The organism is Cupriavidus sp. GW822-FHT06G04, from assembly GCF_058799075.1.
Genome location: NZ_JBXALD010000019.1, coordinates 1 through 15,671, shown reverse-complemented (window position 1 = coordinate 15,671; position 15,671 = coordinate 1). Strand labels below are relative to the sequence as shown.

Genomic DNA, 15,671 nt, shown 5'->3' with positions numbered 1-15,671 from the left:
CTTCAAGGTAGGAGAGCGTGACGCGCGGATGTTGCGAAAAATCAACGGATTTGCAATTGATCGGCTCGCCCTGGGCGCAGTCATGAAAACAGAACGCCAGGGGGTGGTCAGAGCGGCGCGTCGTCTTCCGGGAAGAGTCCGGCTTGGATGGCGTACCTTACCAGCGCGGCATCGCTGCGCAACTGCAGCTTTTCGAGCAGGCGCATCTTGTAGGTGCTTACCGTCTTGGCGCTGACGCACAGCGCTTCTGCAATCTCGGTCAGTGATTCGCCATTGACGATGCGGCGGAACACCTCCAGCTCGCGATCGGACAGGCTGGCGTGCGGGGCACTGGTCTTTTCCTGCACGCCCAGCGCCAGCTTCTCTGCCATTCCCGGGCTGACATAGACGCCGCCCGCCGCAACTTTCCTAAGCGCCTCGATCAGATCCGTGGCGGCGCTGTCCTTGGTCAGATAGCCGGCCGCGCCAGCGCGGAACGCGCGCACCACGTATTGTTCTTCGGCGTGCATGGTCAGCACCAGCACGCGCGTGCCAGCGTGGTCGGTCTTGATCAGCTTGACCAGTTCCAGCCCGCTGCGGCCGGGCATCGACAGGTCAAGCAGGATTACGTCGGGGGTGGTTTCCCGCACGATCTGCGGGACTTCGGGCGCCTTCGACGCTTCGCCGACCACCTCCACATCCGCTTCGCGTTCCAGGATATGTCGCAGGCCGTTGCGCACGACGGCATGATCATCGGCTATCACCACGCGAATCATGTCAGCCCTTTATGTCGGGCTTTCGGCCCGGAAACCGCACGCATAGTTCGAATCCGTTCTGCGGCGCATGGGTCAGGGTCAGTTCGCCGCCCAGCAGGCGCGTGCGTTCGCGGATGCCCAGCAGGCCGAACGAGCGCCGCGTGCTGTCGGGGGGAGTGCCATCCCAGCCTTTTCCATTGTCTCGCACGCGCAGCACGCGCTCGCCGAACTCGTCGCAAAGCTCCACCCATACGCGTGTGGCGTCTGCGTGATGGGCAACATTGCTCAGCGCTTCCTGGACGATGCGGAACACCGCCGTGGCCTCCTGTTCGGCCACATCCACGTGGTCCGGCACGCGCAGCGTGACGGTGACGCCGTAGCGCCTGTTGAAATCCTTGCCCAACCAGTCCATCGCGGCGCCCAGGCCGAGTTCGTCCAGCAACGCAGGACGGAGATCGGCCGAGATCTGCCGCACGGCCGCGATCGCAGCGTCAATGCCCCCGTACATGGCGTCCGCCTGCGCCAGGCATGCTGCGGACGCGCGCTCGCGCCGCAAATCCTCCTGCAACATCGCCAGGTCCATCTTCAGCGCGCTCAGGCGCTGGCCGATGTCGTCGTGCAATTCGCGCGCGACGCGGCGTTTTTCTTCCTCGCGGCTCTCAAGGATCCGGTCGGATAGCGCCTGCAGTTCCTCGCGAGAGTGCCGCAGGGCCGCTTCGGCGCGGACACGTTCCGTGATATCGCGCAACAGGACTGTAAACAGCTTGTGCCCCTGGCTGTCCGCCGCCTGGGAAATCGATGCCTCGATGGGAAACTCGGTACCGTCGTGGCGCAGCGCGTACAGGGTGCGCTGCATGCCCATCCTACGATCCGACACACCGGTGACGCCGAAGCGGCGCACATGATCGCCGTGCACGCCGCGAAAGCGCGTCGGCAGCAGAATGTCGAGCGGTTTGCCCAGCGCCTCGGACGCCGGCAGGCCGAACAACGTCTCGGCAGTGGGATTGAACAGAACAATATGCTGGTGCTCGTCGACCGAAACAATCGCTTCGGTCGACGAGCGCACGATGGCGGCCAAGCATGCCTCGTTTCCTGCGATCTGTGCGATTTGCCCAGGCAGGAGTTGCACTTCGGCGCTGTCGTGCAAGTCGGGATTCATGTTCGGCCAGTCTTAAGCTGGACTTGATTTACGGGGGCGCTGCGCCGCGTGCGTCATGCGATGACGCGGACGTACCCTTCAAAATACACGAAATCCCTTGTCAGGCGGAATGATCTACTAAAGCTGAGTGTCTTGTGGCGCACTGCGCGTAGCGCCCAGCATTGCCCCAAGCAGTTGCTGGCCTTCGTGAGTGAGCCAGACGGTCCGTCCAGTCGGCTGGGTCTGGCGAAAATCGATCAGCCGGCGGCGCGCCAACGCGACAAGATCTGTGAATTCAATGCCCGCGTCTGATCCCTGGGAGTCGAGAACCATCAGCGCTGCGATTTCGTGGGCGCTTAACATGGGTGGTGTTCTCCGAAAGGCGGCACGACGAATGGCAATAGTTATTTGCCTAGAACAATACCGAGGCGCGGCGTCGGCGCGCCCGCAATCGGCATAGGTATTGATGACGATCAATTGTGGGATCCGGCCCTGCGCGGTTCCCGTCACGCAGGCTTGACCCGCAGCGGCTTGCGGTGGGTCAAGGGCGGCTCGGTGTCATGTCCTAGCCTTCAGGCTATCGGGCTGTGGCGCCGCAGGCGAGGCGGATGATGCGCCGGGCAACGCCGCACGGCGCGCACCGGCCCCGGGCTTTGAAGGGGAAAATCATGTACCAGCACGTGTTGGTGGCGGTGGACGGCAGCGCATGCGCACGTCAGGCACTGGATGAAGCGATCAGGCTGGCGTCTGCATGCCATGCGCATCTGGAGATTCTGCACGTGATCGATTACACGTTTCTTCAATATGAGACCGGTTACGGCGTCCGAACCGACCTCGTGCCCGAACTACTCGAATTCGGCCACAGTTTGCTGTCGGACGCGGCGGCCGCTGCAGAAAAGGCGGCCCTGCGGCATTCGGAAAGCCTGATGGACAACGTGCTGAGCCTTGGCGATGTGGCCGGGCAGGTACTGAAGCATGTCGATGCGTGCGGCGCTGACGTCGTGGTGGTCGGCACGCACGGCCGTCACGGCCTGAAGCGCGTGCTGCTCGGCAGCGTCGCCGAGACATTGGCGCGGAGCAGTCCTGTGCCGGTGCTGCTCGTCCGCGAACCGGCGACCCATCATCGCGCGGCAATGTCCAGCACTGACGGCGGCGACACCACCCGTAAAGACCATACAGAAGCGAGCCAGTGACAGTCGGTCGTCCGCCGGCCACGGCATTCACGCCGGGGGCGTCGGGCAATGGAATCGATTTCGCCCGGCTCTCGTGACTCCGCCCGCACACCGAACGCAGAGGGACGGGCAGAGCGATCGCAAATCGGGCCAAGTCGGGCCCAATGCCGCGGCATCGGGACGGGGCATCAGGCCTCGTTCGGCGACAGCCACGCAGGCCGCGGTGCGGTGTCCGGGCTGATCGTCAACAACGCGCTGCACAAGCTGTCGGCAAATTCGCGGATGTCCTGCTCGGCCTCGCCGCTTGCGATCTCCCTTTGCAACAGCACTAGCACCGGATGCGGCGGGCGGCCGAGCGCCGTGGCGACTTCCTCGGCCGCACGAAAGCCCCCGCGCGATGCCATCACGGCCACAGCGGCTATTCCGCCGCCAAACGACCGATGGTCCGTCAGGAAGCTGCGCATCGGCGCGGCTAGATGACCAAGCCACACAGGCGCCATGACGACCAAGTTTTCGCACTCGGTCAGCTCGGGGCCGGTATAGCGATAGGGTACGTGGCGGCGCAGCAGGTTATCGATCACGCAGCGCAGATCGCCCCGCAAGCCGACACGAGGCACCGGGTCCTCAATCTCGAAGACGGGACAGTCCAGCCGATTGGCTAAGCGCTGCGCGGCTTGCCGCGTGGTGCCAGTGGCCGAATAGAAAACAATGGCGATGTTGTGCATGGCAAATTCCCGTTGACTTGGGGCCAATGTTGGAGATGGTCATTGGTCAATCGGAAGGCTAGTTGCCCAGCAGCTTGTGGGCTTGATGTGTATCAAGCCTTCCGTAGAGCCGCCTCCTACCGTTGACCCACGCCCTGTATCGTGGCCGAAGCAGTGCGCCGAGGTTGCGCCTAACGCCGCCGAGATCACGGCGAGCATCCCGCACTAATCTATGGAGCGGTTTCAATCATGGAACGCAACGAAGGCAATACGGATCGCGCCCTGCGCATAGTGGCCGGCATCGTGCTGGTCCTGCTCGCCGCGGGTGGCGCGCTCGGGCCGTGGGCTTGGTTAGGCCTCGTGCCGTTGTTGACGGGGCTGTTCGGCTTCTGCCCACTCTATCGCGTATTCGGCTGGAACACCTGCAGCCATCGCGACAGTAGCCAACGGGGAGTTCGCCGTGACTGAGCGCGTCCCGCAGGACGATCGCCTCTTCGCCGTCATGCAGACGATGCTCGGCAACGCGTTCAGGTTGTCGGCCACGCTAGGCGATGCGCGCCGGGACGTGTTCAAGGCCCATCTGCGTGCCATGGAGTAGCAACTAAAGACTCGCGATTCCGCCGTTCTTAGCCGTGGACAGTGTTGAGGCATTCGGCTCGCAGATGTCCATAGACTCAGAACGGTCTTTAGTCGAATTTTGTCCGCGCGTCTTCGCTTTCTCCTCTTGCATCTCCCGCTTCTTTTCTTCCTCCCGTTTCCTTCGCAGTTCGCGCTTCCTCCCTTCAAAGCTTGGGCCAGTTTTCGCTCCTTGCGGAGAGAATGCCTCGGGACTCGGTCCTGCTGGTGTCCGTTCGGCGGCCTGAGCAATGAATGTGAGCGTAGCCAGGCATGAGGCCAGAGCCGCTCGGGATGATTTGTGCATTACAGCTTCCTTTGTCACCAGTGTTTAGTCCGCCTCTCCAGCCAGCTTTCCGCACTATTGTCTAGAGGTTCGATGCATTAGTACAAAGATGACTGCCCAGGTCGGCGCTGGCCCGTCGTGGAACCGGCGGCCATTGCTCAGAACGTCCCCTCGTCGATTATCGTCTTTGTCGCGCTACCAGAGCGTACGGCACAACCAGATGCCTGCGTATTTCTTCCCAGCCGATTGCACGCAGGTATCCTATGGCCGGACGCTTTGCAGCGTTATGCGATGGCGCCTATCCCGGATAGCGCGCAATTCGAGTGGGACGACATGTCTACACCAGCGTACGTGAATGCAGCCAGCCGATCGAGCGTCTGTCCGATTCCGATAATTAGGGATGGCGTTAAAAGTCACACCCGGGGAAGGTATGTCAAATTTCCCGTTTAGCGCGCAGCGTCGCCCCAAAAATACTCCACCATCCGTTACAATCTCCACATGTTACGTGCAACCCCGAGCGCCTCGCTACGGGTAGTGCTGCTCATCATCGTGTTGGCGCAGCTGCTTATCCCGCTACTGCACGGCCATTTCGGTACACCGAAACAAACTGGCCTGCACGTGCACAGCGCCTTCTCTGGCATGGTTGATTCTCATTTTGGTTACGGAGAATTTTTCAATCAAGAAGCATCGTCCCTGGGACAGCAAATTGCGCACGATCACGGCACAGGGTTGAAGAGCGCCGAGCCATTTGCAGTGGGCGTCGAACCTGCAATCGAACCGCTTAATCTGTCTTCGCTAATTTTGGCAGCAGCAGCTGTTGGCCTATCTGCGCTGACCTTCATGCTGCTCGCGTCCATGGCGTGTTGCACCGCGGCAGCGCGCCGCGTGTACTGTTTGCCGCCCCCGCCGCCCCGATGGCGAGACCGCATCAACGGCCCCCCTCCTTCCCAAGCCCCTCCGCTGTTCTCATGACCCCGCAACCGGCCAAGACCGCCGGTATCTGCGCTCGCGCGTCTGATATGGACGCGCGCGGCGTCTTTTTTGTGGAGTGGAACAGCCATGTCTCTCAATCGATTTCTGATAGTCGGTGCCTGGATTGCATCAGTCGCCCTTGCTTTAGACCTGCATGCTGCCGAGGTGGCCGCAAAAGCCGTGTCGATGTCAGCGGAACAGGCACGCGCGCTGGGTGTGCGCGTCAGCCCAGTCCCCGCCTCGCCGAACCTGGAAGTGGGCACCCACGCGCGCGTTGTATTCAAAACTGACGCGCAATATGTCATCGCGGCGCCGTATGCGGGCATCGTCCAGCGCGTGCTGGTTTCGGTCGGGCAGGCAGTGCGCCCTGGCCAGGCCGTGGCGATCTTCGCCAGCCCCCAGCTCTATGAAGCCAGTCGCGCACTCACTGAAGCCAACTCGCAAGCGCACCTCGCGCAGCAATCGCTGGCACGCGACAGGGCGCTCTACGACGACGGCATTATCGCCGCCAGCCGCTGGCAGGCCACGCAGGCCCGTGCGGTAGAGGCTACAGCCATGGCCCGAGCACGCCGCGCGGAACTCGCTTCGGCAGGTATCACCTTCGCAGGCCCCGGTGGCGAAGCGCAGATGATCGCCAGCCGTGGCGGAATCGTGTCGGAGGTCAACGCGGTCCCGGGCATGCGTGTCGACAGCGCATCGCCGCTGTTCAGGATCGTCGATCCCGCCGCACTGGAACTTGACATGCTGGTCGGCCGGGATGTGCCGGTGCCGTCTCCCGGCGAGCGCGTAAATGTGCCGCAGCGAGGTGCGTCGGGAACGATCATTGGCGTCGCTCCCTCCGGCGATGGCACGGCCGGCGTTCGCGTACGCGCATCTCTGTCCAAGCGCGGCGACCTGCGTGCCGGCGAGAGCGTCGGCGTGACGCTGACCCTGCGGGGAGCGAACGGGGCGGGGGCATCCCGCGTGCGCGTTCCAGCTGCCGCGCTGGCGTACGTGCAAGGCACGTCCGGTGTATTTGTGGCGACGGATAAAGGCTTTCGCTTCCAGGCCGTTACCGTGGACAGCACGGACGAGGCCAGCGCGGTCGTGCACGGCAACCTGCCGGCCGGCACACGGGTGGCGGTGTCCGGCATCGGCGCGCTAAAGGGCCTGCTCGCGGGAGAACAGTAATGCTCTCCAGTCTGATCGAGTTTTCATTGCGCCAGCGAGCGCTGGTGCTGATTGCCGCATGCGTTGTGGCGATCGCGGGCGTTTGGGCTTACCTGAACCTACCCATCGACGCGTTTCCAGATATTGCGCCTACCCAGGTCAAGGTGGTGCTCAAGGTGCCGGGCATGACTCCGGAGGAAGTCGAACAGCGTGTCTCGACACCCATCGAGCAGGAACTGCTAGGTATCCCTCGCAAGACCATCGTGCGTTCGGTGTCCAAGTACGGCATCAGCGACGTGACCGTGGATTTCGAGGAAGGCGTCGATGTCTACTGGGCGCGCCAGCAGGTGTCCGAGCGCTTGACCGGTCTCGCGCGCGACCTCCCATCGACCGCCGTGGGAGGCCTGGCGCCGATCACAACGCCGCTGGGCGAAATGTTTATGTTCACCGTCGAGGGCGACCGTTACTCGCTAGCCGAGCGGCGGCGCGTGCTTGACTGGGTGATCCGGCCCACGCTGCGCACCGTGCCCGGCGTCGCCGACGTCAACGTCCTTGGCGGCGAGTTGCGCAGCTATGAGGTGATTCCAGACCCGTCACGCCTGCGGGCTCGCGGCGTGACTCTGGATCAGTTGCGTCAGGCCCTGGACACCAACAATCGCAACGACGGCGCCGGGCGGCTTGATCGCGGCGACGAGCACTGGGTCGTGCGCGTGGAAGGTGGCATACGCGGGCTCGACGACCTTGGCGCGATTGTCGTCGTGCCGGGGCAGGGCGCGACGAATGCCTCCGCCATTACGGTCGGCGACGTCGCCACCGTGCGGCTGGGCGAGGCTACCCGCAACGGCGCTGTCAGCAAGGACGGGCAGGGCGAGGCGGTCGAGGGGCTGGTGCTCGGCCTGCGCGGCACTGACGCGCGCAAGCTGGTGGAGGCGGTGCAGGCGCGGCTCGACACGCTGGGGCCGCAGTTGCCAGAGGGCATGTCAACCCATGTGTTCTACAACCGCGGCGAACTGGTGACGCGCGCCACTACCACGGTGGTGCGCGCGCTGGTCGAGGCCAGTCTGCTGGTGGTGGTAACGCTGTATGTATTCCTTGGCGGCGTGCGTGCCGCGCTGGTGGTCGCGGCCACGCTGCCACTTTCGATGCTGGCGACTTTCCTGCTGATGCGCTACGTCGGCCTGACTGCCAACCTGATGAGTCTTGGCGGCTTGGCGATAGCGCTGGGCATGCTCGTGGATGCAGCCGTGGTGGTGGTCGAGAACATCGAGACCGCACTTAGCCGAGCCAAGACACACCAGGCCGATCCGGCGTTGCACGGCGCGGTGATCCGACACGCAGTGACGATCGTAGCGGGGCCGATGCTGGCTGGTGTCTCCATCATCGCCATCGTGTTCCTACCGTTGCTGTCGCTTCAGGGCCTAGAGGGCAAGCTGTTCTCGCCAGTGGCACTGACTATCGTGCTGGCGCTGGCGTCTTCTGTGGTGATCGCCTTCACCGTAGTGCCGGCCTTGGCCTCGCTGCTGCTGCTCGCGCACGCGGTGGAGCCGCCCTGGCTGATGCGCAAGGTGACGCACAGCCTTGTCCGGCTTCAGGCCTGGAGCGCAGCGCATCGCCGCACTGTATTTAGCGTAGCGGGCGCGGCACTGGCGCTGGCCGTGGTGCTGTATGCGTCGGTGGGCAAGACTTTCATGCCGACCATGGACGAGGGCGATCTGATCGTGCAGTTGCAGAAGGCGCCATCGGTTTCGCTGGCGACGTCGCTCGACCTGGACCAGCGCGTGCAGCAAGCGCTGCTTAAGGAGGTGCCGGAGATCCGCTCGATCGTGGCGCGGGCCGGCTCGGACGATCTGGGTTTGGACCCGATGGGCCTGAATGAAACGGACACGTTTCTAGTGCTCAAGCCAAAGGAACAGTGGCGCGGCGGCAAGGAAGACATCGCCATCGCGATCCGGCGCGTGATGGAGCGCTTCCCGGGGGTAATCTACAGCTTCACGCAACCGATCGAGATGCGCGTCTCGGAGATGCTAACCGGCACGCGTGGCGACGTGGCACTCAAGATCTTCAGCGATGACCTTGCCGCCAGCGAAACGGCAGCGCAGGCAATCGCGGCAAGGATTCGGGAGATCCGCGGGGCGGTCGAGGTGATAGCGCCAAGCAACAGCGGGGTCCAATATCTGAAGGTTTCTCTCGACCGCGCGGCGGCCGGCCAGGCGGGCTTTTCTGGCGATGCGCTGCAGGCGCAGTTGCGCGCGCTTGTCGAAGGCGACCGCATCGGCGTGGTACCAGAAGGCATTGTCCGAACACCGCTTGTCCTGCGCGGTGGCGCGGCCTTGCGGCAGGCGCCGGAGTCCTTTGCCGGCCTCCTGATAACGGCACCGGACGGCAAGGCGTGGCCGCTCACATCGCTGGCGCGCATCGAGCGCGTGGACGGGCCGGTGCGGATCAACCACGAAGATGGCGCTCGTTTCGCAGTAATCCAGGTCAATGTCGAGGGCCGCGACGTGGCGGGCTTCGTCAAGGAAGCACAGGCAGCAGTTGCTGGCCTCAGCGCGCTGCCTAAAGGGCTGCGCATCGTCTGGGGCGGCCAGTTCGAGAACCAGCAGCGCGCGGCAGCACGCTTGGCACTGGTGATTCCCCTGGCGCTAGGGGCGATATTCCTGCTGCTTATGCTGACGTTCCGCTCGGTGCGCCAGGCGACGCTGGTCATTGCCAACATCCCGTTCGCGTTGGTGGGTGGCATCGCCGCATTGCGACTGTCGGGGGCTTACCTGTCGGTGCCGGCCTCGGTCGGTTTCATCGCGCTGCTCGGCATCGCAGTCCTCAACGGCGTGGTACTGGTCTCGCACTTCAACGCGCTGCTGGAGTCCGGTTTGAGCATGGCCGAGACCGTGCGCACCGGTGTGCGCGGCCGGCTACGGCCTGTCCTAATGACGGCCTGCATCACGGCGTTCGGGATGATTCCTCTGCTGCTGGCCTCCGGCCCGGGGTCCGAGATCCAGCGTCCGCTGGCGATCGTCGTCTCCGGTGGCCTAGTCTCCTCGACGGCGCTCACGCTGCTGCTACTGCCACTCCTCTTTGAACGCTTCGGCAAGCCCCGGCCCCGTGCAGCCGCAGGGCAAGGAGAAACTCCATGAAATTTGACTCATTTCGATACGCGCTGGCGGTGGCTTGCATAATGGGAGTCTCGATTGCGATGGCACAGGCCCAGGGCACGCCGGGATACCTGCCCGCCGAGGCCAAAGTTCGCGAGGCGGTTGACAGCTCGCCCGATGTGATGACCGCCGAGTCCCGGCGCGACGCTACGCTGGCGCGCGCCGACGGTATCCGCGCGGGCACGGCGGAAACCGTGGCGCGTGCGATCGGCCAAGGCCGCCAAGTCCGAGAGCCATCGGAGCGCTATGCCGAAGGCCAGATCGCCGTGGAGCGCCAGCTACGGCTGTGGGGCAAGGCTGATGCAGACGGGCGCCTGGCCGATGCCGCCGTCGAGGCGGCACAGTTAGCGGTGAAGGACGCGCGCCACGAGGCATCGCGCCAGATTCTGGCGCTCTGGTTTGCCGCCGTGCGCGCAGGTCAAGCCCGCCTGGCCGCGCAGGACAACGCTCGTGCGGCGGCGGAACTGGCCGCCCTGACCGCGCGGCGGGTTCAAGTGGGCGATGCATCGCGCCTGGACGGCGAGTTGGCGGCGTCCGATCACGCACGTGTGCAGGCCGCACTGGCAATGGCCACGGCTACGGAGCAGGCCGCACTGGCAGAATTGAAGGCCCGGTTTCCAGGGCTCGGCCGGCCCGTGCCTGCGGCCGAAGCCTCACTGCCGCCGTTGCCCCCTTTAACTCAGGAGCCGCCAGAACAGCTGCGCGCCGCGTACGTCCAGGACAGCCACGAGTACAAGCTGGCGATGGCCGAGGAAATGCAATCCCAGCAACAGGCAAAGCGAGTCGATCTGGAGCGCCGACCCGACCCTACCGTCGGCATGTTCGTAACGGTGGAACGCGGCGGTGCAGAGCGCATCCTGGGCGTCAGCGTGTCCATGCCGCTTGGCTCGGCACTCCGCCGCTCCGCTGCGGTTGCAGCGGCCGCCGATGCCGAGGCGGCCGCCCGCCGCAGGCTGGGTGCAGAACGTCGCCTGGGTGCGGAATTCGATGTGCAGTACGGCAATCTGCAAGGAAAGCGTGGCGCCGCGCAAGCGCAGGCGAACGCTGCGGCCTTGCAGAGAACCACGGCGGAGCGCGCCACGCGCGCGTACCGCGCGGGCGAAATCAGCCTGGCCGGACTCATCCCCGTGCGCCGCGGTCTGGCCGACGCGTTGTTGGCCGAGCGTCTCGCGGCGGTGGATGTACTAGAAGCGGACAGCCGGCTCAAGCTCGATCTGCACCGCATGTGGGATTTCGACGATTGATGGGTCCATTACAGGTGCGCCCGGCATTGATTAGCGGCGCGCGGCCGGTCCTTAATGGTGGCACGCAGGCTCACTGGCTGATAAACGACAAGTTCACCTTGCCGAAGTATTTGGGCATGAATTGCAACATAATTGGGTCGTTAGACGAGCATTAAAAAGTCGTTATTGGAACCAGGTGACATCATGGCATCCAGACAGGAAATTAAGAGGTTTCGTGCGCATCTGGCAGACGAGCGTCATAGCGCAGCAATCTATGAGACGCTCGCCCACGTAGAGAGGGACATCAGCCGCAAGCACATATTCGGGGATCTGGCTGCATCTGAACGGGCCCATGCAAAGGTCTGGGCCGACAAATTGGGAGCAAATGGACAGCGCGTATCAGATAGACAGGCCATCAAAACCATATTGATGAGAAGCCTGGTGCGCGTCTTCGGAGCCAGTTTCGTGCTGCCCGCGCTTGCAGCCGCTGAGTTTGCAGACAGAAACAAGTATGCCGGCAACCCGGATACCGCAGCGATGTCCGAGGACGAACACCGTCATGCCAGTACGGTACAAGCCTTGGCGAATGCAGGGAAGCCAGAAGCAACCAAGGGCGCCGAAATTTCTGAAGCCGAGTGTTGGCATAGAGGTGCGTCATCCGTAAACGATCTTCGCGCGGCCGTGCTCGGTGCCAATGACGGACTGGTGTCGAATTTCTGTTTGATCATGGGTGTCGCCGGCGCAGGTACCGGCAACAAGGCAATTTTGCTAACCGCCATGGCGGGGCTGATCGCCGGAGCCTGTTCGATGGCGCTAGGAGAATGGCTGTCAGTAACGAACGCGCGTGAACTTGCACAGACGCAAATCGCAAGGGAAGCCGACGAGCTTGAACATACTCCTGACGCGGAAGAGCGCGAGCTTGCCTTGATCTATCGTGCTAAAGGACTGGAAGGAGATGAGGCGAAGCGCGTGGCATCGCAAATCATGCGTAACAAGGACAACGCACTGGACGCGTTGACCCGAGAGGAGCTTGGGCTCGATCCCACAGAACTCGGTGGCAATCCATGGTCCGCTGCTGGTGTATCTTTTTTCCTGTTTGCGACTGGAGCGATATTCCCCGCCATGCCTTTCCTGTGGGCGTCCGGGCCTATGGCAATCGTTCAGTGTATTGTGTTGAGCATCTTGGCGCTGGCGGCAATTGGCGTTTTTACTTCGCTTTTCAACGGTCGAAGTGCCTGCTTTTCCGCGATTCGCCAAGTCTGCATAGGCCTTGTGGCAGCGGCGTTCACGTTCAGTATTGGGCATGTTTTAGGTGTATCAGTGTCGTAACTGTCACCTCGACTGCAATGTGTCCGACGTGGAGTAAGTCGGCGAATCAGCGGTGAACATTGGTGTCTAGCGGGCAGCTCCTTATCTTGTCGAAAATGGCGCCGCATTGGCGCGGTGCGCAGGTGAGGACCGTCCGTGGCAGGCTCACAGTTGTCTGGCCGTGAAACGTGATGGCGCCTGATCTTCGTTCGCGAGACATTTCTGCTGAGTCGGCGGCGGCTGTCAGTGGGTGGTGACAAGATCTTCCACCGATGAGGGAATCACTTCGTGCCGGTTTGCCTATGATTTCGATGACTGACATCGCAGGAGAAACAACGTATTCCATTTAAAGAATTATTGGGTTAGGCGAGATGTCGGGGATTTTTTGCGGCAACCGGCAGACCCTCGATCCCACTCTGTTTAATTGGTTTAATGAAAATAACATTTAACATAATAGACGTTATGTGCATCAAGCGTCACACGTAGGGCGCTAAGCTGCTAACCGGGCCGCTCGGACAATAACGTCCGCTAGCGAGAACAATATGCAGTTGGTTGGCGTCTCGATTCCTACCTCTCGGACAATCGGCGATCTCAATACGCGATCGCCGTCTCGCACCGAGACTTGCAACTCGATAACCGTGCTGAAGAGTTCGCGCAAGGCTCGGGTCTGTTGCTGTTGCGCTTGCCGGCCTAGGGCCTTGAAATTGAACTCGGTGCAACCGGCGACATTGAGCGCATCAATTGTCTTGGTGACGCCGATCCGTGAACTGTTGCTAGCAAGAGAGTCTCGAAATCCCGCCTCGATCATGAGGGACACCAGGCATTGAACTGCCCAGGGCACGTCCTGGTCGGCCAGGAAATCCGCTGGGCGTTCGTATCCGAGTTCAGTCAACCGCTTCCCGAAACCAATCAAAGAGAAATTACTGCGCGGGCGGGCGTTGCTACCCAGCGCGGCGAGCAGAGCCGCATGGGACTGATAGCCAAAACCAGACGCGATGGCTTCGCTCAAGTGCGACGATTTGATGCCAGAAAATTGCTCTCGCGCGGCCTTCTTGTGTTCGCCAGCTGAGTTCTGAGTGAGAGCGGATGGGAATAGCAGCAACATGGGAAAACTCCGTTTCTTGCCCACAACCGACGATTACATGCGGGCACAATGAAATGGAGATTCACATGCCGAGGACGAGTGTCCGTAGGTATCGCAGGCCGTTTAACCCGTCGGCAGGTTGGGAGGCCATCCACCGCAAGATATTAGCGGCGAAGGCGCATCTGTGCAACTTGACGCCACCGCCGGCGCAAAGGGGAACAGATTTGGGGCGTGGAGGTGAAGGATTTTGGGGCGTGCCCTTGGTAGGTAGATCAGGACTTTGGCACAACATCGAACGTCACGCCGCCATCCCACTCGAGCGAGACCTGACCACCACACGAAGCGCAAGTATGGGAAGCGGCATCATGCGAGTCGTCGGCGAAATGAACTTCGCCACGGTGGCCGCACGTCGGACAGCGGTAGACGTATAGGACTTGACCTTCCACTTCCATGGTTTGTACCTCTGGCCTATAGATTTCTGCAATCTAGCACGGCAGGAGAGCCCGGGGATTGCCGTGTGGGCCGGCGCTCAGAGCTTGGGTTCCCGGACGCATCTGCCGCCTTCCAAACGGCGTAACCTTCGGGTAGATTGTCGACCAGGAGGATTGATCACCCTCTCAACTTGAATTGGCGCCAGCTCAGAGCAATAGTCTCTTTCCTGGAGTTGATTATGACAACTGACACGGGTGGTTCATCTAGCGAGCCGGTGGCTCTCGCAGATCGAGCCGAAGTCAACCACGTTAAACGACACATCCGCAAGTGCCAGCGTCATCTGGCACGCCTTGACGGTCACCTCACCAGCGCCTTCGATAAAGCCCTGGACAACTCTGACGACGATACGGACCCTGAGGAACTTCAGACCTTGGGCGAGCAAAAGACGCAGTGCGAGCAAGCTGCTCGCAAGTACTCGGAAGCCATCGGATTGGCTTCCGCAAAGAAGTTGACGGAGGAACAGTTTGCGGTCGTGACGACCATGGTCAATGAGGCAGATGTTGCGCTGAACGAGGCCGAGCCGATGGGCTGGCCCTCGATGAAGTAATCGTACGCAACCTACCGTTTGATGAACCAAGGCCCGCTAAGTCGCGGGCCTTTTTTCATGGGTCAGTGGTACTTGGGCGCCAATTCGATTGCCTTGGCTACATGCGGTTGTAGCTCATCCAAATAGGCATCAACGTCGGCATCCTTCTGTGCCAACAGAGCTTTCTGCCCGACCACGTTTGGCCATTTTACTGCCGCGGCAGCTACGTCGATTGCACCGAGCAAGGTGCGCATTCGGACGCCGCGGTACCTCTCTTCGAGTTGGTCCGTTCTGATGACGTACCGTACAAGCATCGGTGAGACTTGCGCGGTGGCGGCCAATTGCATGGGGTCTTCTATGGCGCCAAGCTCGTCGAAAGTCAGACTCAGAACATCCTCAAACGTGAACTGTTTCATATCGAAAGTAGGTGGCTAAGGCTCACGGCGGATTGTACCAATCAACTCTGGCCGTGGCCTTGCCTCCCTTACCCCTCTCTCGCGCATGTACATCCAGAATGCTGACCGGAGATCAGTGCAACGCCGCCTTGCGCTTTGCTCGCTGGTACCAGCCTGGTAAGTAGGACGCCCCTTCGGCTAAGTCTTTCGCCAACTCAGGGTGTGACCGTGCCCAGTCCTGCAGAGCTGACCAGGCAGGTGAGGAAAAGAACCGCTCTTCGTCGTCCCCGTACTCGGCTTCACCGGCAACCACGATGCCAAACTCTTTACTGAGCTGCTGGATCTGTGTTTCCGAGAACCGCGTCAGATCAACCCTGGCCTCACTGGAGTACTTCACCAGCCACCATCCCTCTTTCTGGGGGCGGCCATTCTTTGGATGGGGCTGAAACTTCCGAAGCATCGAGACGCCGAGCGGAGTGCTGTCCATCCAGCCGTCTCCGCAAGTGATATATGGGCCATCGCTCGTAACGAAGCCTTTGCAGAGCAGCCCACCAAAGTTCGCTCTGTGGAAAATGCGGGTGGAGTAGCTGTCGTCGTTAGGGTCGATCACAAAGCACGCTAACACCCCTTCAAGGTCGTTAGTGTGTTGATGTCCATCGAATACTGACCCGCCGTTTTCATCTAAATTTGACCCACCCTCGCTTCATGGTCACAGCTCCTC

The 15,671-nt window shown here is 61.9% G+C and carries 16 protein-coding genes; 9 read left to right on the top strand and 7 right to left on the bottom strand.

Translation table 11 applies throughout. The annotated features are described in order from the left end of the window. Positions 1-107: 107 nt before the first annotated feature. From AC1RKI_RS28335 to AC1RKI_RS28325, 3 genes are all read right to left on the bottom strand, one after another. Positions 108-755, bottom strand: a complete 648-nt coding sequence (locus tag AC1RKI_RS28335) for a response regulator (RefSeq protein ID WP_227461568.1) — start codon at positions 753-755, stop codon at positions 108-110. 1 nt (position 756) lies between these two features. After that, positions 757-1,893, bottom strand: coding sequence for a PAS domain-containing sensor histidine kinase (locus tag AC1RKI_RS28330; protein ID WP_227461567.1), 1,137 nt, complete (start codon positions 1,891-1,893; stop codon positions 757-759). A gap of 117 nt (positions 1,894-2,010) precedes the next feature. Next, positions 2,011-2,349: a hypothetical protein gene (locus AC1RKI_RS28325; RefSeq protein ID WP_251165256.1), complete on the bottom strand. Its 339-nt coding sequence runs from the start codon at positions 2,347-2,349 to the stop codon at positions 2,011-2,013. A 191-nt stretch (positions 2,350-2,540) separates the two neighbouring features. Here AC1RKI_RS28325 and AC1RKI_RS28320 point away from each other — a divergent pair, with 191 nt between their 5' ends. Continuing rightward, positions 2,541-3,065, top strand: a complete 525-nt coding sequence (locus tag AC1RKI_RS28320; RefSeq protein ID WP_227461565.1) for a universal stress protein — start codon at positions 2,541-2,543, stop codon at positions 3,063-3,065. Positions 3,066-3,232: 167 nt separating this feature from the next. Here the strand turns inward: AC1RKI_RS28320 and AC1RKI_RS28315 are convergent, their stop codons facing one another. Further along, complete coding sequence (locus AC1RKI_RS28315; protein ID WP_227461564.1) at positions 3,233-3,769, bottom strand: flavodoxin family protein; 537 nt, start codon at positions 3,767-3,769, stop codon at positions 3,233-3,235. 228 nt (positions 3,770-3,997) lie between these two features. Here AC1RKI_RS28315 and AC1RKI_RS28310 point away from each other — a divergent pair, with 228 nt between their 5' ends. The 7 genes from AC1RKI_RS28310 to AC1RKI_RS28280 all read left to right on the top strand — a co-directional run bounded on the left by AC1RKI_RS28310 (position 3,998) and on the right by AC1RKI_RS28280 (position 12,474). Beyond that, positions 3,998-4,216 carry a YgaP family membrane protein gene (locus AC1RKI_RS28310; RefSeq protein WP_227461563.1) on the top strand — a complete coding sequence of 73 codons (219 nt, stop codon included), beginning with the start codon at positions 3,998-4,000 and terminating at the stop codon, positions 4,214-4,216. Further along, positions 4,209-4,346 carry a hypothetical protein gene (locus AC1RKI_RS28305; RefSeq protein WP_227461562.1) on the top strand — a complete coding sequence of 46 codons (138 nt, stop codon included), beginning with the start codon at positions 4,209-4,211 and terminating at the stop codon, positions 4,344-4,346. Before AC1RKI_RS28310 ends, AC1RKI_RS28305 begins: the two co-directional genes overlap by 8 nt. An 837-nt stretch (positions 4,347-5,183) precedes the next feature. Further along, positions 5,184-5,621, top strand: coding sequence for a hypothetical protein (locus AC1RKI_RS28300; RefSeq protein WP_227461561.1), 438 nt, complete (start codon positions 5,184-5,186; stop codon positions 5,619-5,621). A gap of 87 nt (positions 5,622-5,708) precedes the next feature. Continuing rightward, entirely contained in the window at positions 5,709-6,791 is a 1,083-nt protein-coding gene (locus AC1RKI_RS28295; RefSeq protein WP_227461560.1) for an efflux RND transporter periplasmic adaptor subunit, read from the top strand. After that, complete coding sequence (locus AC1RKI_RS28290; RefSeq protein ID WP_492798220.1) at positions 6,791-9,904, top strand: efflux RND transporter permease subunit; 3,114 nt, start codon at positions 6,791-6,793, stop codon at positions 9,902-9,904. Before AC1RKI_RS28295 ends, AC1RKI_RS28290 begins: the two co-directional genes overlap by 1 nt. After that, positions 9,901-11,166 (top strand): TolC family protein, encoded by a 1,266-nt coding sequence (locus tag AC1RKI_RS28285; RefSeq protein ID WP_227461558.1) that lies wholly within the window; start codon positions 9,901-9,903, stop codon positions 11,164-11,166. The genes AC1RKI_RS28290 and AC1RKI_RS28285 overlap by 4 nt, the downstream gene beginning before the upstream one ends. Positions 11,167-11,349: 183 nt before the next feature. Beyond that, positions 11,350-12,474 (top strand): VIT1/CCC1 transporter family protein, encoded by a 1,125-nt coding sequence (locus tag AC1RKI_RS28280; protein WP_227461557.1) that lies wholly within the window; start codon positions 11,350-11,352, stop codon positions 12,472-12,474. A gap of 469 nt (positions 12,475-12,943) precedes the next feature. Here the strand turns inward: AC1RKI_RS28280 and AC1RKI_RS28275 are convergent, their stop codons facing one another. Beyond that, positions 12,944-13,558, bottom strand: coding sequence for a hypothetical protein (locus AC1RKI_RS28275; protein ID WP_017510566.1), 615 nt, complete (start codon positions 13,556-13,558; stop codon positions 12,944-12,946). A 649-nt stretch (positions 13,559-14,207) separates the two neighbouring features. Between AC1RKI_RS28275 and AC1RKI_RS28270 the strand changes: the two genes are divergently transcribed. Further along, positions 14,208-14,576 (top strand): hypothetical protein, encoded by a 369-nt coding sequence (locus AC1RKI_RS28270; RefSeq protein WP_017510565.1) that lies wholly within the window; start codon positions 14,208-14,210, stop codon positions 14,574-14,576. 62 nt (positions 14,577-14,638) lie between these two features. On the opposite strand, the gene AC1RKI_RS28265 is transcribed toward AC1RKI_RS28270, so the two are convergent. Both AC1RKI_RS28265 and AC1RKI_RS28260 read right to left on the bottom strand, forming a co-directional pair. Beyond that, positions 14,639-14,971 (bottom strand): hypothetical protein, encoded by a 333-nt coding sequence (locus AC1RKI_RS28265; RefSeq protein ID WP_011514862.1) that lies wholly within the window; start codon positions 14,969-14,971, stop codon positions 14,639-14,641. A 112-nt stretch (positions 14,972-15,083) separates the two neighbouring features. Further along, positions 15,084-15,437: a hypothetical protein gene (locus AC1RKI_RS28260; protein WP_227461556.1), complete on the bottom strand. Its 354-nt coding sequence runs from the start codon at positions 15,435-15,437 to the stop codon at positions 15,084-15,086. Between the last annotated feature and the right edge of the window lie 234 nt (positions 15,438-15,671).